The 15611-nt window shown below is 64.7% G+C and carries 14 protein-coding genes; 12 read left to right on the top strand and 2 right to left on the bottom strand.

Annotated elements, in window-relative coordinates:
* Positions 1 to 2 precede the first annotated feature (2 nt).
* Complete coding sequence (locus L0U82_RS01460) at positions 3 to 986, bottom strand: fumarylacetoacetate hydrolase family protein (RefSeq protein WP_233828005.1); 984 nt, start codon at positions 984 to 986, stop codon at positions 3 to 5.
* A 156-nt stretch (positions 987 to 1142) separates the two neighbouring features.
* Here L0U82_RS01460 and L0U82_RS01455 point away from each other — a divergent pair, with 156 nt between their 5' ends.
* The 7 genes from L0U82_RS01455 to L0U82_RS01425 all read left to right on the top strand — a co-directional run bounded on the left by L0U82_RS01455 (position 1143) and on the right by L0U82_RS01425 (position 9501).
* The gene (locus L0U82_RS01455; protein WP_233828003.1) at positions 1143 to 2093 is read left to right on the top strand and encodes an IclR family transcriptional regulator; all 951 of its coding nucleotides are present in this window, start codon (positions 1143 to 1145) and stop codon (positions 2091 to 2093) included.
* Between the two features lie 43 nt (positions 2094 to 2136).
* Complete coding sequence (locus L0U82_RS01450; protein ID WP_233828001.1) at positions 2137 to 3516, top strand: DUF3108 domain-containing protein; 1380 nt, start codon at positions 2137 to 2139, stop codon at positions 3514 to 3516.
* A 224-nt stretch (positions 3517 to 3740) separates the two neighbouring features.
* Positions 3741 to 4484 (top strand): alpha/beta fold hydrolase, encoded by a 744-nt coding sequence (locus L0U82_RS01445; RefSeq protein ID WP_233827999.1) that lies wholly within the window; start codon positions 3741 to 3743, stop codon positions 4482 to 4484.
* 164 nt (positions 4485 to 4648) lie between these two features.
* Positions 4649 to 4906 (top strand): BTH_I0359 family protein, encoded by a 258-nt coding sequence (locus tag L0U82_RS01440; RefSeq protein ID WP_233827997.1) that lies wholly within the window; start codon positions 4649 to 4651, stop codon positions 4904 to 4906.
* Positions 4907 to 5176: 270 nt separating this feature from the next.
* On the top strand, positions 5177 to 6247 hold the full coding sequence (locus L0U82_RS01435) for a homocysteine S-methyltransferase family protein (RefSeq protein ID WP_233827996.1): 1071 nt from the start codon (positions 5177 to 5179) through the stop codon (positions 6245 to 6247).
* 101 nt (positions 6248 to 6348) lie between these two features.
* Positions 6349 to 9081 carry a methionine synthase gene (gene metH / locus L0U82_RS01430; protein WP_326489739.1) on the top strand — a complete coding sequence of 911 codons (2733 nt, stop codon included), beginning with the start codon at positions 6349 to 6351 and terminating at the stop codon, positions 9079 to 9081.
* A gap of 210 nt (positions 9082 to 9291) precedes the next feature.
* Positions 9292 to 9501, top strand: a complete 210-nt coding sequence (locus L0U82_RS01425; RefSeq protein ID WP_233827994.1) for an acid-shock protein — start codon at positions 9292 to 9294, stop codon at positions 9499 to 9501.
* 106 nt (positions 9502 to 9607) lie between these two features.
* Here the strand turns inward: L0U82_RS01425 and L0U82_RS01420 are convergent, their stop codons facing one another.
* Positions 9608 to 9934 (bottom strand): DUF1840 domain-containing protein, encoded by a 327-nt coding sequence (locus L0U82_RS01420; RefSeq protein ID WP_233827993.1) that lies wholly within the window; start codon positions 9932 to 9934, stop codon positions 9608 to 9610.
* A 447-nt stretch (positions 9935 to 10381) separates the two neighbouring features.
* Here L0U82_RS01420 and argS point away from each other — a divergent pair, with 447 nt between their 5' ends.
* From argS to L0U82_RS01395, 5 genes are all read left to right on the top strand, one after another.
* Positions 10382 to 12172 (top strand): arginine--tRNA ligase, encoded by a 1791-nt coding sequence (argS, locus tag L0U82_RS01415; RefSeq protein ID WP_233827992.1) that lies wholly within the window; start codon positions 10382 to 10384, stop codon positions 12170 to 12172.
* Between the two features lie 65 nt (positions 12173 to 12237).
* Entirely contained in the window at positions 12238 to 13044 is an 807-nt protein-coding gene (locus tag L0U82_RS01410; RefSeq protein ID WP_233827991.1) for an SPOR domain-containing protein, read from the top strand.
* A 189-nt stretch (positions 13045 to 13233) separates the two neighbouring features.
* Positions 13234 to 13872 carry a thiol:disulfide interchange protein DsbA/DsbL gene (locus L0U82_RS01405; protein ID WP_233827989.1) on the top strand — a complete coding sequence of 213 codons (639 nt, stop codon included), beginning with the start codon at positions 13234 to 13236 and terminating at the stop codon, positions 13870 to 13872.
* A 15-nt stretch (positions 13873 to 13887) separates the two neighbouring features.
* Complete coding sequence (locus L0U82_RS01400) at positions 13888 to 14661, top strand: SDR family oxidoreductase (RefSeq protein ID WP_233827987.1); 774 nt, start codon at positions 13888 to 13890, stop codon at positions 14659 to 14661.
* A gap of 3 nt (positions 14662 to 14664) precedes the next feature.
* Entirely contained in the window at positions 14665 to 15483 is an 819-nt protein-coding gene (locus tag L0U82_RS01395) for a helical backbone metal receptor (protein ID WP_233827986.1), read from the top strand.
* The last annotated feature ends 128 nt before the right edge of the window (positions 15484 to 15611 follow it).

The raw sequence follows: 15611 nt of genomic DNA, 5'->3' as shown, positions 1-15611 counted from the left end.
GCTTATTCGAGCGGCGCGATGCTCTGCTCGATCGCACCGAAAATCGACTTGCCCGCGTCATCGAACATTTCGATCTTCACCGTATCGCCGTACTTCATGAACTCGGTTTGCGGCGCACCGTGTTCGATCGTTTCGAGGCAGCGTTTCTCGGCGATGCAGCAGTAGCCGCGTTTGGCATCCTTGTTCGACACGGTGCCCGAACCGACGATCGAACCGGCACGCAGGTTGCGCGTCTTCGCCGCATGCGCGATCAACTGCCCGAAGTGAAACACCATGTCGGTGCCCGCGTCGGGCTGGCCGACTTTCTTGCCGTTCCAATGGACGATCATCGGCCGATGCACGCGGCCCTCGCGCCACTGCTCGCCGAGTTCATCCGGCGTGACCGCGACAGGTGCGAACGACGTGGCCGGCTTGCTCTGGAAAAAACCGAAGCCCTTCGCGAGTTCGGCGGGAATCAGGTTGCGCAGCGACACGTCGTTGACCAGCGTGAAGAGCCGCACGCCGCGCAGTGCCTGGTCCGGCGTCGCGCCCATCGGCACGTCGGTCGTGATCACCGCGACTTCCGCCTCGAAGTCGATGCCGAACGCTTCCGACGCGCACAGCACGTCATCGCGCGGGCCGATGAAGTCGTCGCTGCCGCCCTGGTACATCAGCGGATCGGTCCAGAACTCCGGCGGCATTTCCGCGCCGCGCGCACGCCGCACGAGTTCGACGTGGTTCACGTACGACGAGCCGTCGGCCCACTGGAATGCGCGTGGCAGCGGTGCCATGCAATCTTTTGCATCGAACGCGAAACTGTTGCGCGCGCGGCCCTGGTTGAGCGCGTCGTACAGATCGTGCAATTGCGGCGCGTAGAAAGCCCAGTCGTCGAGCACGCGCTGCAGCGTGGGCGCGATCGCATCGGCGATCGCCGCGGTGTGCAGGTCGCGGGACACGACGATCAGTTGACCGTCGCGCGTGCCGTCCTTCAGCGAGGCAAGTTTCATAGAGCTGTGAACCGTGGGTTAGTGACGATGGAAGGAATCTATTCTACGATGGTGAATCGGCGCGGCCCAGTGCGGGTGGCGTTGAGTGGCCTGTTGTTACCCATTCGTTACCGATCCGTTACCGATTACCGAACGCGCCGCGCGCGCCTCTTGCTTATGTCCGCCAACGCCCGCTCCGGCACGTCCCGCTCTCGCACCGTCCACGCGTCCGCCAACGATCCGCTCGCTATCGCAGATGCGACCGATGCAACCGATGCAGCCGATCCGCTCGACGCCAGCGCGGACGACGAAGCCGGCGAGCCCGGCGAAGAGAAACTGCGCTCGGGCATCCAGTCGATCGAAGTCGGCTTCCGGCTGCTCGACGTACTCACCCACGAGCCGCGCGCGATGATGCTGCGCGACCTCGCGCAGCGCGCGGGCATGAGTCCGGCGAAAGCGCATCGCTACCTGGTGAGCTTTCTGCGCCTCGGCGTGGTCGCGCAGGATCCGCTGTCGGGCCGCTACGAACTCGGCGGCTTCGCGTTGCAGTTGGGACTCGCGCGGCTCGCGCGCGTCGATGGCGTGACGCTCGCGCGCATCGCGCTCGCCGAATTGCGCGACCGGCTCGATCTCACGCTCGGCATCGCGGTATGGGGCAACCAGGGGCCGACGATGGTGCACTGGATGGAGTCGAGCTATCCGGCCAAGGCATCGCTGAAACTCGGCGACGTGATGCCGCTTCTGAGTTCCGCCACCGGCCTGCTGTTTGCCGCCTACCTGCCGGCCGGCAAGATCGCCCCGATGCTCGAGCGCGAACTGGCCGACTCGCGCCGCTGGTCGCACAGCGGCGCGCCGCGCACGCGCGCGGAGGTCGACGCGGTGCTCGCCGAGGTACGCGAACATCAAGCCGCGCGCGTCGAAGGCATGCTGCTGCCGACGATCCACGCTTTCTGCATGCCGGTGTTCGATTCGACTGGTGCGCTGGCGCTCGGTATCGTCGCGCTTGGCCATGAAGGCGCGTTCGATATCCGCTGGGGCGGCGAGATCGATATGGCGCTGCGCGAATGCGCGCGCAAGCTGTCGTACGAGTTGGGCTATAGCGCGTCGCCGCGCAGCGAGAACGGTTGATCCCGCGCGACGTTTTTCACACAGCCACACACACTCATCGCCGATGGCCTTTGCTTCCGCCTCCCGCCACTCCGATCGCATGCCGCCGGCCGGCCATCGGCCGAGGCGCACGTGGCGCTGGCTCGCGGTGCTCGTCGTCGTCGCGGGTCTGCACTGGATCGCCGCGCAGTGGTTCGAGCGCAATCGCGTGAATCTGAATCCGGCCGATCGCGAGCATGTGCCGGTGCAGGTCGCATTGCTGACGCCCGAGCGGGTCGAGCGTCAAGCCGAGCAGCAGCCGGCCGCGCCCGCGCAACATGCGCCGGCGCCCGCGCGCAAGCCGGCGGCCAGGCCGCCGCGCGAACCGCATGTGCTGAGCGCGCTACAGCCGGCCAAACCGGAGGAGTCGGCGGCCACGCCCGCATCCGATGCGGCGGCAAGCGCGCCGCCCGCCGCCGCGAGCGCGAATGTGAATGCGTCCGCCGCTGCGAATGGCAGCGCTACCAACGCGCCCGTCGCGGCAAGCGCGCCGCAGGCATCGAAGGGCGTGAAGTTCTCGGTGCCGCCCTCGGCCGAACTCGAATACGACACGTTCTACAACGGCGTGCGCAATCAGCCGGGCACGATTCACTGGGTCAACAGTGCGCAAGGATACGAAATGATCGTGTCGGTGCCGCTGCCGTTCGTCGGACCGTTCGTGTTTTCGAGCCACGGCAGCATCGATGCATTCGGCCTCGCGCCCGCGCAGTACAGCGAGAAGCGTGGCCGTCGCGCGGAAGACATTGCGATCTTCAATCGCGCCGATAAAAAAATCGGCTTCACGCGCACGCCGGCGACCTTCCCGCTGCCCGACGGCGCGCAGGACCGCTTCAGCGTCGTGATGCAGCTTGCGAGCCTCGTGCGCGGCGATCCCGGCGCATATACGCCCGGCGTCACGCGGCAGTTTTTCGTCGTCGATACGGATAGCGGTGAGAACTGGCCCATCGAGACGATCGGCGACGAAACGATTCGCGCGGCGCAAGGTTATCTACAGACGCGTCATTTCAAACGGCTGCCGCGCCATGAGGGCGATCAACGCCGCATCGACGTGTGGCTCGCGCCGTCGCTCGGCTGGCTGCCCGCGCGCATCCTGCAGACGGAACCGAACGGCACGCAATTCGAACTCGTGTGGCGCGGCAAGCTCGATCTCGATGGTGCTTCGCCCGGAGGTGATGGCGCTGCGCCCGCGGTGCCCACATCGGCCGGGAATGGCGGCAGCGATACCACTGCTAGCCCCGCTGCTCCCGTAACGTCCGTTACACCTACGCCCGTTACACCCGTTACGTCCGCGCCCACCGGCACGCCCGACAGCGTCACCGCACCCGCCACTGCCCCGGCAGTTATGCCCGATACGGCGCCAACCGCACCGGTCGATTCGACCGCTCCCGAAAACATCAAACCCTGATATATCGCGGCGCAAAGCCGCGGACCCGCTACCAGACTGCATCAAGCAGATTCGCGCAATTTCGGCGAAACTTCTTTGGTAGCGTTGACTCGCATCTGATGCAACAAACGTTCGCGCGACGCGCCATCCGGACCGACGCGCCTCATCGTCGAAGCGAACGCACCGCGACAACGAAGCAAGCACCTTTACTTTCTCACTGCATTTCCTTTCTTCAAGGAGCCTGCATGCAAGTGAACCTCAACGGTATCGAAACACGCTACGTGCTGAGCAACGAGGGCGGCGGCCCGTGGCTCACCTTCATCCATCAGTTGGGCGGCGATCTGTCGATCTGGGATCAGCTTGCCGGCTATTTCCGCGACGATTACACGGTGCTGCGTTATGACGTACGCGGCCACGGCGATAGCGCGGTGGCAAGCGAGTCGTTCAGTATCGGCGATCTGTCGGACGATCTCGCGACGCTGCTCGATGCGCTCGGCGCGCCGACCACGCATGTGGTCGGGCTGTCGCTCGGCGGCATGATCGCGCAGCAATTCGCGCTCGCTTACCCGTCGCGGGTCGATACGTTGACGATCGCCGACAGCACCGGCGGCACGCTGCCCGAAAACCGTGCGTTATGGAACCAGCGCGCCCACACCGCACGCACCGAGGGCATGGCTGCGCTCGTGCCGTCGACGCTCGCCCGCTGGCTCACGCCCGATTTTCAGGCCGCGCATCCGGAAGCGGTCGAGCCGATCCGCGAAGTGCTCAGCCGCACGCCGTCGGAAGGCTTCGCGATGGCCTGCGAGGCGTTGCGCGGATTCGATCTGCGTGGCAAGCACGGCGCGATCCGCTGCCCCACGCTCGCGGTAGCGGGCCGCCATGACACAGGCACGCCACCTGCTTCTACCCAGGCGATAGCGGATGCAATACAAGGCGCCCGCTTCGAAGTGCTCGATGCCGCTCATCTTGCGCCCATCGAGCAATCTTAACGTTTTGCCGCCTTGCTCGAATCGTTTCTGGAGCGGCGGGTCTAACCGTCAGGTTCGGAAGAATTACCAGCATCGATCCGAACCCACCCCTTGAATTCCATCTCACATGCTCCACCTACGGTGCAGAAAAGGGCAGGAGCCCAACGGAAATAAGGAGTGTCGCCATGCAAATGATCTACAACAGCCCCAACTACTGTGTCGTCGAATTTCCGCCGCAAGAGGGCCAACTGGCCATGAAGTCGGGCGGCTACGAGATCGTCGACAAGAACATGCAGCGCGAAATCTTCATCGACGGTGCAATGGCTGCGAATTTTCGCGAGCATGTGCAGAAGCTGATCGAAGGCGAGCCCACGCTCGACGAGGTCGACGAGTTCCTCGGCCAGTTCGACAGCTTGATGACTCAACCGGTAATCCTTCACTAACGTCGAGGTAGCACCGCTTAGCGTTCTGGCGACATCGATCGGCCGCGTCCCGCGGCCCCGCGAGCGGTCCGTATCGGGCGGCTGGCGGCGATCAAACGGCCCAGCAGGCTTATCCGCTTGCTGGGCCGTTTTTTATCGCATTTTGTTCCGCTGCGACCGATCGTCGCACCGTCGCCCAATCCCCGAAACCCGCCCGCGCCGGGCGCGTCCGCCCGGCAACGGCTACAATGACAGGCTTTCCGCCATCGTCCGCGCAAGCCTTCTTCCGCCATGACCCAGCCCGCTCAATCCGCCAAGCCAGTCCGTTCCGACGCCGCCTACACGCGCGGCGCGGCGCTGCCCGCGCTGCTGAACTCGCGCATCCTGATCCTCGACGGCGCAATGGGCACGATGATCCAGCGCTACAAGCTCGACGAAGCCCGCTATCGCGGCGAACGCTTCAAGGACTACGCGCGCGACATCAAGGGCAACAACGAACTGCTGTCGATCACGCAGCCGCAGATCATCGCCGAGATTCACGAGCAGTATCTGGCGGCGGGCGCGGACATCATCGAGACAAACACGTTCGGCGCGACCACCGTGGCGCAGGCCGACTACGGCATGGAATCGCTCGCGGCCGAGATGAACGTCGAATCGGCGAAGCTCGCGCGCGCCGCGTGCGACAAGTACTCGACGCCGGACAAGCCGCGCTTCGTCGCCGGCGCGATCGGACCGACGCCGAAAACCGCCAGCATTTCGCCCGACGTCAACGATCCGGGCGCGCGCAATGTCACGTTCGACGAACTGCACGCGGCCTACTACGAGCAGGCCAAAGCGCTGCTTGACGGTGGCGTCGATCTGTTCCTCGTCGAAACGATCTTCGATACGCTGAACGCAAAGGCCGCGCTGTTCGCACTCGACGAACTGTTCGAGAACACCGGCGAGCGCCTGCCGATCATGATCTCCGGCACCGTCACCGACGCATCGGGCCGCATCCTGTCCGGCCAGACGGTCGAGGCATTCTGGAATTCGCTGCGTCACGCGAAGCCGCTCACGTTCGGCCTGAACTGCGCGCTCGGCGCGGCGCTGATGCGTCCGTACATCGCCGAACTGGCGAAGCTGTGCGACACCTACGTGTCCTGCTATCCGAACGCCGGCCTGCCCAATCCGATGAGCGATACCGGCTTCGACGAACTGCCCGCCGATACCTCCGGCCTGCTGAAGGAATTCGCCGAAGCCGGTCTCGTGAACATCGCAGGCGGCTGCTGCGGCACGACGCCCGAGCACATCGCGGCGATCGCGAAGTCGCTCGCCGAGCTGAAGCCGCGCAAGTGGCCGACGCAGTATCGCGACGCGGCCTGAACGAAGCCGCGAAGCCGCGCGGCGCTGACGCCGCGCACGTTCCGAACACAGGCCGCCGAACGCACGCTTCTGACGCACGCCCCTTTTAACGCACGCACCCGATTCGCACTCACGCCATGACCGATCACACCATGCGCCTTAGCGGCCTCGAGCCGTTCAACGTCACGACCGGCACGCTCTTCATCAACGTCGGCGAACGCACCAACGTGACCGGCTCGAAAGCGTTCGCGCGAATGATCCTGAACAACCAGTTCGACGAAGCCCTGGCCGTCGCGCGCCAGCAGGTCGAAAACGGCGCGCAGGTGATCGACGTCAACATGGACGAAGCGATGCTCGATTCGAAAGCGGCGATGGTGCGCTTCATGAATCTGATCGCGTCGGAGCCGGACATCGCGCGCGTGCCCGTGATGATCGACTCGTCGAAGTGGGAAGTGATCGAGGCCGGGTTGAAGTGCGTGCAAGGCAAGGCGATCGTCAACTCGATCTCGCTGAAGGAAGGCGAGGAAGCGTTCCGTCATCACGCGAACCTGATTCGTCGCTATGGCGCGGCGGCCGTCGTGATGGCCTTCGACGAACAGGGCCAGGCCGACACCTTCAAGCGCAAGACGGAAATCTGCAAGCGCTCGTACGACTTTCTCGTCAATGAAGTGGGCTTTCCGCCTGAAGACATCATCTTCGATCCGAACATCTTCGCGGTCGCGACCGGCATCGAGGAACACAACAACTACGCGGTCGACTTCATCGAGGCGACCCGCTGGATCAAGCAGAATCTGCCGTATGCGAAGGTGAGCGGCGGCGTGTCGAACGTGTCGTTCTCGTTCCGCGGCAACGACCCGGTGCGCGAGGCGATCCATACCGTGTTCCTCTATTACGCGATTCAGGCGGGGATGGACATGGGCATCGTCAACGCGGGCCAGTTGGGCGTATATGCCGAACTCGATCCCGAACTGCGCGAGCGCGTCGAAGACGTGGTGCTGAATCGCCGCGAAGACGGCACCGATCGTCTGCTCGAAATCGCCGACAAGTTCAAGACCGGCGCTGCGAAGAAGGAAGAGAACCTCGAGTGGCGCAATCAGCCGGTCGAAAAACGTCTCGCGCATGCGCTCGTGAGCGGCATCACCACGTTCATCGTCGAAGACACCGAGGAAGTGCGCGCGCGAATCGCCGCTGAAGGTGGCCGTCCGATCAACGTGATCGAAGGTCCGCTGATGGACGGCATGAACATCGTCGGCGACCTGTTCGGTCAGGGCAAGATGTTCCTGCCGCAAGTCGTGAAGTCGGCGCGCGTGATGAAGCAGGCGGTCGCGCATCTGATCCCGTTCATCGAAGAAGAAAAGCGCCAGCTCGCGGCGGCCGGCGGCGACGTGCGCGCGAAGGGCAAGATCGTCATCGCGACCGTCAAGGGCGATGTGCACGACATCGGCAAGAACATCGTGTCGGTGGTGCTTCAGTGCAATAACTTCGAAGTGGTCAACATGGGCGTGATGGTCTCGTGCAACGACATTCTCGCGAAAGCGAAGGTCGAAGGCGCGGACATCATCGGGCTGTCGGGGCTCATTACGCCGAGCCTCGAAGAGATGGCCTACGTCGCATCGGAAATGCAGCGCGACGACTACTTCCGCATCAAGAAGATTCCGCTGCTGATCGGCGGCGCGACGACCTCGCGCGTGCACACCGCGGTGAAGATTGCGCCGCACTACGAAGGCCCGGTCGTGTACGTGCCGGACGCGTCGCGTTCGGTATCGGTCGCGTCGAGCCTGTTGTCCGACGAAGGCGCGGCGAAGTACGTCGAAGAACTCAACGCCGACTACACGCGCATCCGCGACCAGCACGCGAACAAAAAAGCGCAGCCGATGGTCACGCTCGCCGAAGCGCGTGCGAACAAAACCAAGATCGACTGGGCGAACTACCAGCCGGTCAAGCCGAAGTTCATCGGTCGCCGCGTGTTCAAGAACTTCGACCTGAACGAACTCGCGAACTATATCGACTGGGCTCCGTTCTTCCAGACGTGGGATCTCGCCGGCCCGTATCCGGCGATTCTCAATGACGAGATCGTCGGCGAATCGGCACGGCGGGTGTTTTCGGACGGCAAGTCGATGCTCGCGCGCCTGATCCAGGGCCGCTGGCTGCAAGCCAACGGCGTGATCGCGCTGCTGCCGGCCAACACGGTGAACGACGACGACATCGAAATCTACACCGACGAATCGCGCACGGAAGTCGCGCTCACGTGGCGCAATCTGCGCCAGCAAAGCGTGCGGCCGGTCGTCGACGGCGTGATGCGGCCGAACCGGTCGCTCGCCGACTTCATCGCGCCGAAAGACTCGGGCGTGGCCGACTACATAGGCATGTTCGCGGTGACGGCGGGTCTTGGCGTCGACGTGAAGGAAAAGCAGTTCGAGAAGGATCTCGACGACTACAGCGCGATCATGCTGAAGGCGCTCGCTGACCGGCTCGCCGAAGCTTTCGCCGAAGCGATGCATGCGCGCGTGCGGCGTGACCTGTGGGGCTACGCGAATAGCGAAACTCTGTCCAACGACGAACTGATCGGCGAAAAATACCTTGGCGTGCGCCCGGCGCCGGGCTATCCGGCCTGCCCGGATCACCTGGTCAAGAGCGATATGTTCGACGTGCTGCAGGCCGAGGATATCGGCATGAGCCTGACCGAATCGCTGGCGATGCTGCCGGCAGCGAGCGTGTCGGGCTTCTACCTCGCGCATCCGGACAGCGCCTATTTCTCGGTCGGCAAGATCGGCCAGGATCAGCTGGAGGACTACGCGCAGCGGATGTCGCTGTCGAAGGCGGATGCGCAGCGCGCGTTGGCGCCGTTGTTGTAAGCACTGGCCACATTGGGAAGCGGCGTAGGCCAGCATACGGCCCGGCCACCAGCCTCATCAACCACTATATCGGCCCCGAAAGACTGGATATTTGCGGCCACGGCGTTTTTGGCATTTTCGGCTCGGTAGACTGACCCGGCTTTCACCCTGTCAGGCGCGACCGTAATGCGCCGGCTCATCGAGACTGCAACCGACAACGGAGAAAATCGTATGAAGAAGCTGACGCTGTTACTGACCGCCGTTTCGCTGGCCGCGGGCGCTTCCGCGGCACTTGCGCAACCCGCCGCGCCAGGCGGCTCGAGCGCGGTCAGTTCGTACTCGCCGCCGATCCAGAAGCATGTGAAGAAGCCGAAAAAGCAGAAGGCGAAGAAGGGCGCGTCCGAACCGATGGCCGCTCCGGCCAATTCCGCCAGCCAGTAGAAAGCGCGGCGAGTTCCGGTTTCCGGCCGCTCAATGACAAAGAGCCCGCATCGAGCGGGCTCTTTTCTTTGCACCGGGAATTTGCTTCAGCCCAACCGGCCGAAAATCAAATCCCCCAGACGATATCCGAGCCTTCCTTCTGCGCCGCGCGCAACATATCGAGGAACGGATACGCGCGCTGCGCGAGTCCGGGCGGAATCTCATGATGTTCGTGGCCGTCCTCGCCTTCGTGGAAATGGCCGTCGTGCTCGGCGCGTTCCCGCTTGTCGAAAGTGATGGCCGCTTCGAGTTTCTCGATGGCAGGCCCCGTTTCCTCATGAGTGATGACGCCCCGCTCCCCAAGGCGTTTGCCGACAATGCCGACCAGATACTGCGCCAGATTTTCCAGCATCATCACGTCCGGGCAGGCGTGGCATTTGAAAGTAATCAGCATGACTGTTCCCTTTTTCGTTATATCGGGTGACGCATAAGCGACCCGCGGATGATGCCGGCGCGCCTGGCGTTGCGCCGTGCAGGGGCGGCGCCCACGCCCCTGACGGGCATCTCAATTGAACATATTAGCACCTGCTAAAATCCGTCTGAACGGAAAAGCGCGCCGCCATTCGCCGCCCGCGGCGAAGCGCGACAAGCGTGACGACAGGCTCGGCGCAGGTGCGCGGCAGAGTAGCTGAATTTTGTGTCGCAAGCCATATGCCGGGTGTGCCACGGCAAACCGGCGTGCAGAGTGCACCGCGTCGCGTGCAAGCTGCATGGCCGAGGCCGAGGTCGAACCCGGCGCCGGCACCGCGACGCGTCGCAGCCGCTTTCCATGCTTCCGACACCGGCCGCGGCCGGCGCCTCTTCCGCCTTACCGGATTGCCTCACTGGACTCGCAACAAGCATGCTGCCTGCACATAAACAAACTCTCGAAACACTGCTCGCCGAGACAGTGAAACAGGTCGCGCTCGCCTCGCAAGGCGCAACCGAAGCTGCATTCGTCTCCCCCACCATCACGCTCGAACGGCCGAAAGTCGCCGCTCACGGCGATGTCGCGTGCAACGTCGCGATGCAACTGGCCAAGCCGCTGCGCGCCAATCCGCGCCAGCTCGCGCAGCAGATCGTCGATGCGCTGCTCGCGCAGCCGCAAGCCAAAGGTCTGATCGATGCCGCCGAAGTCGCGGGCCCCGGCTTCATCAATCTGCGTCTCTCCGCCGCCGCGAAGCAGGCGGCGGTGTCCGCCGTGTTCGCCGAAGGCGACGCATATGGCCGCTCGCAGCGCGACGCCGGCAAGCACGTGCTGGTCGAATTCGTGTCGGCCAATCCGACCGGTCCGCTGCACGTCGGCCACGGCCGCCAGGCCGCGCTTGGCGACGCGCTCTCGAACGTGCTCGCGTCGCAGGGCTGGGACGTGCACCGCGAGTTCTACTACAACGACGCCGGCGTGCAGATCCACACGCTCGCGCTGTCGACCCAGGCGCGCGCGCGCGGCCTCGCTCCGAACGACGAAGGCTGGCCCGCATCGGCCTATAACGGCGAGTACATCGCCGAGATCGCTCGCGACTATATGAACGGCGTCACGGTCGAGGCGAGCGATGGCGCGCCCGTCACCGGCGCGCGCGACATCGAAGACCTCGACGCGATCCGCCGCTTCGCAGTGGCGTATCTGCGCCGCGAACAGGACATGGACCTGCAGGCGTTCGGCGTGAAGTTCGACCGCTACTACCTGGAATCGTCGCTGTACACCGAAGGCCGCGTCGAGAAAACCGTCGACGCGCTGATCGCCGCCGGCAAGACCTACGAGCAGGAAGGCGCGCTGTGGCTGCGCACGACTGACGACGGCGACGACAAAGACCGCGTGATGCGCAAGAGCGACGGCACCTATACGTACTTCGTGCCGGACGTCGCCTATCACGTCGCGAAGTGGGAGCGCGGCTTCACGAAGGTCATCAACGTGCAGGGCTCGGACCACCACGGCACGATCGCGCGCGTGCGCGCCGGCCTGCAAGGTCTCGGCATCGGCATTCCGAAGGGCTACCCCGACTACGTGCTGCACAAGATGGTCACCGTGATGCGCAACGGCGAAGAGGTGAAGATCTCGAAGCGCGCCGGCAGCTACGTGACGGTGCGCGACCTGATCGAGTGGTCGGGCGGCGCGACGCCGGGCTCGGAAGCGGCGGTCGATCTGATCGACGAGGAGACCATCCGCCGCGGCCGCGACGCGGTGCGCTTCTTCCTGATCTCGCGCAAGGCCGACACGGAATTCGTGTTCGACATCGACCTCGCGCTGAAGCAGAACGACGAGAATCCGGTTCACTACGTGCAGTACGCGCACGCGCGGATCTGCTCGGTGATCGCCGAGTGCAACACGCGCTACGGTCTCGACGAGAGCACGCTCGCGAGCGTGGACCTCGCGCCGCTCGCAAGCGAGCGCGCGATGGCATTGCTGAACAAGCTCGCCGAGTTCCCGGACATGCTGCAGCACGCCGCCGACGAGCTCGCGCCGCACGCGGTCGCGTTCTATCTGCGCGACCTCGCCGGGGAATTCCACTCGTTCTACAATGACAAAGCCGAGCGCGTGCTCGTCGACGATGCGGCCGAACGCAACGCACGCGCCGCGCTGCTTGCGGCCACGCGCCAGGTGCTGGCCAACGGTCTCGCGACGATCGGCGTCTCCGCTCCCGTCAAGATGTAACTCCTCCGGCGTAATATGCACGCGGCCGTCGCTCTATATAATCGGCGGCCGTTCCTGGATTCTTTTTGCAGGTGATTCGTACGATGGCAAAACCACGCCGCACAACAAAGCAGTCGAAGCAAACCGGGGGCACTTTTCTCGGTATCGTGCTGGGCCTGATCGTCGGCCTGGCGATCGCGGTAGTGGTGGCGCTGTATATCACCCGTGCGCCTACGCCGTTCGTGTCGAAGGTCGCGCCGCCCGCCGCGCCGGAAAACGGCGCGAGCCAAGCGCAATACGATCCGAACCGTCCTCTGCAAGGCAAGACACCTGGCCAGCCGGTGCCACAGGCCGCGCAACCGGCGCCGCAGAACACCGCGCCGGGCCAGACCAATTCGCAGACGCAGTCGGGCATGCTCGAAGAACCGCAAATCGTCGAAGTGCCGCCGTCGGCCGGCAATGCCAACAACAACGCCAACGCGAACGGCACCGCCGTTGCGCCGAAGCCCGCGCAGGATAACGGCACCGGCGGCATCGTCGCGCCGGCTCCGGTGAAAAAACCGCAGGCGGCAAGCACGCCGGCGGGCACCGCCACCGCCGCCGCGGGTTCCGCGCCGAAGAGCAACAACGCAGCGCCGGCACCGGGCGATGCGAACACCGGCTACTTCCTGCAGGTTGGCGCATACAAAACCGCCGCCGACGCCGAACAGCAGCGCGCGCGTCTCGCGTTCCAGGGCTTCGAGTCGAAAGTGACCCAGCGTGATGCGGGCGGCGTGACGTACTACCGCGTGCGCATCGGGCCGTTCTCGAAGTTCGAGGACATGAATTCGAGCCGTCAGCGTCTGTCGGATGCGGGTGTCGATACCGCTGTAATTCGCTTCACCAAACAATAAATAAACGGTAACGCAGGTCTGGGCAGCGCACCGAACCATCGGTGCGCCGCCCAGGTCAGAAGCACGATGGCGGCGCCGCCTTGTCTCATTGCCTGGCGACGCAGCCATGCCGAATCGAAATCCGAAAGCGGCGGCGCGGGCATCCAGCATGGCGTCACCGCTCTACCGCCATACTTGGGTCAACACAACATGAAAAAGCTGCTGAGCATCCTGTTTCTCTCGCTGGGCCTGATCGCGGCCACGGCGCATGCATCGCCGGCCGCGCCGGTCGCCGGCAAGGACTACACCGTGCTGGCCACGCCGCAGCCGACCGACGTGCCGGCCGGCAAGATCGAAGTCACCGAATTCTTCTGGTACGGCTGTCCGCACTGCAACGAATTCAACCCGTTCCTCGAATCGTGGGTGAAGCGCCAGGGTCCGGACGTCGTATTCCGCCGCGTGCCGGTTGCGTTCCGCGACGACTTCATCCCGCACTCGAAGATGTACCACGCGCTCGACGCGCTCGGCGTCGCCAACGACCTGACTCCGAAGGTCTTCAACGAAATCCACGTCAAGAAGAACTATCTGCTGACGCCGGAAGATCAGGCCAAATTCCTCGCGACGCTCGGCGTCGATCCGAAGAAGTACATGGAAGCGTACAACTCGTTCTCGACGCAAAGCGCGCTGCAGAAGGACAAGAAGCTGCTCGACGACTACAAGATCGAAGGCGTGCCGACGCTCGCGGTGCAGGGCAAGTATGAAACCGGCCCGGCTGCCACCGGTTCGCTGCCCGGCACGTTGCAGGTACTCGACTACCTCGTCTCGCAAGTCCGCACGAAGAAGATGTAATCACGAGGCGCCGGTATGACCTCTGCATTGAAGGTTTTCATTACCGGCGCTTCGAGCGGCATCGGCCTCGCGCTCGCCGGCGAATACGCACGGCGCGGCGCGATTCTCGGCCTCGTCGCCCGCCGCGGCGACGCGCTCGCCGCGTTCCAGCAGTCCCATCCCCAGAACACCGTCTCGATCTATCCGGTCGACGTGCGCGACGCGGAAGCGCTCGCGGATGCGGCCGCGCGCTTCATCGCCGCGCACGGCATGCCCGACATCGTGATCGCCAACGCCGGCATCAGCCGTGGCGCGCTGACCGGCCACGGCGATCTGCGCACGTTCCGCGAAGTGATGGATATCAATTACTTCGGCATGGTCGCGACGTTCGAGCCGTTCGCGGCCGCGATGGCCGAAGCCAAACGCGGCACGCTGGTCGGCGTCGCGAGTGTCGCGGGCGTGCGCGGTTTGCCGGGCTCGGGCGCGTACAGCGCGTCGAAATCGGCGGCGCTCAAGTATCTGGAGTCGTTGCGCGTCGAGATGCGGCCGTTCGGCGTCGGCGTGGTCACGATTGCGCCCGGCTATATCCGCACGCCGATGACCGATCACAATCCGTACAACATGCCGTTCCTGATGGACGCGGACCGCTTCGCCGAGAAGGTCGCGCGGGCCGTCGAGCGGCAGGTGTCGTTCGCGGTGTTCCCGTGGCAGATGCGCGTCACCGCGATGCTGCTGCACGTACTGCCGCGCTGGCTCTACGACCGCGTGTTCGAACGCGCGCCGCGCAAGCCGCGCGCCTCCGCCGAGTAAGCGATGGCACCCGGCGCGCTCGATGCAGCCGGCGTCGCGCACAGTCCAGCAGGCGCCGAAGCGCGCATCGTGTCGCTGGTGCCGAGCATCACCGAAACCCTGTTCGCGCTCGGCTTGGAGCGGCAAATCGTCGGGCGCACCGGCTTTTGCGTGCATCCGCGCGACAAGGTGCGCGCGGTGCGCAAGGTCGGCGGCACCAAGGCCGTCAAGCTCGACGCGATCCGCGCGCTACGCCCGACCCACCTGATCGTCAATATCGACGAAAACGAACGCGAGACCGTCGAGCAACTGCGCGCGTTCGTGCCGCATATCGTCGTCACGCACCCGCAGACACCGCGCGACAACCTCGCGCTCTATGCGCTGCTCGGCGCGATCTTCGGGCGCGTGCGGGAAGCGCGGCGCCTGAGCGACGCGCTCGAAGCTCGCCTGAGGGAAGCCGCCGTGAGCAGCTTCAGCGCGCAAAACGTGCTGTATCTGATCTGGCGCGAACCGTGGATGACGGTCGCGCGCGACACCTACATCGCCGCGATGCTGCGGCTCGTGAACTGGCATACGCTGCCCGACGTGCAAGGCGGCATCATGGGCGCGGCGCGCTATCCAATGTTCGACTTCGACGCGGCGCCGTGGCTCGCGCAAGTCGACCGGATCCTGCTGTCGAGCGAGCCGTACCGCTTCACGTCCGCGCATCGCGACGCGCTTGCGCGCGATCCACGGCTCGCCGGCAAGCGCATCGAACTGATCGATGGGGAAATGACGTCGTGGTACGGCGTGCGCGCGATCGACGGCGTCGGCTATCTGCTGCGCCGCGCCGCGGCGACCTGAGCGGCGACCTGAGCGGCGACCTGAGCGCCGGCGTACGGTTGACGCCCCATATGGATATGTAGATTAAATTGTTGTCGCGACCCGGCCCCTTCGATAAGCTTTCGCGAAGGCGCGCCGCCAGCGGGACC

Source organism: Paraburkholderia sp. ZP32-5 (genome assembly GCF_021390495.1).
Classification (GTDB): Bacteria; Pseudomonadota; Gammaproteobacteria; order Burkholderiales; family Burkholderiaceae; genus Paraburkholderia.
Note: the sequence above shows the minus strand (reverse complement) of the source record. Positions and strands in the feature narration are given on the sequence as shown.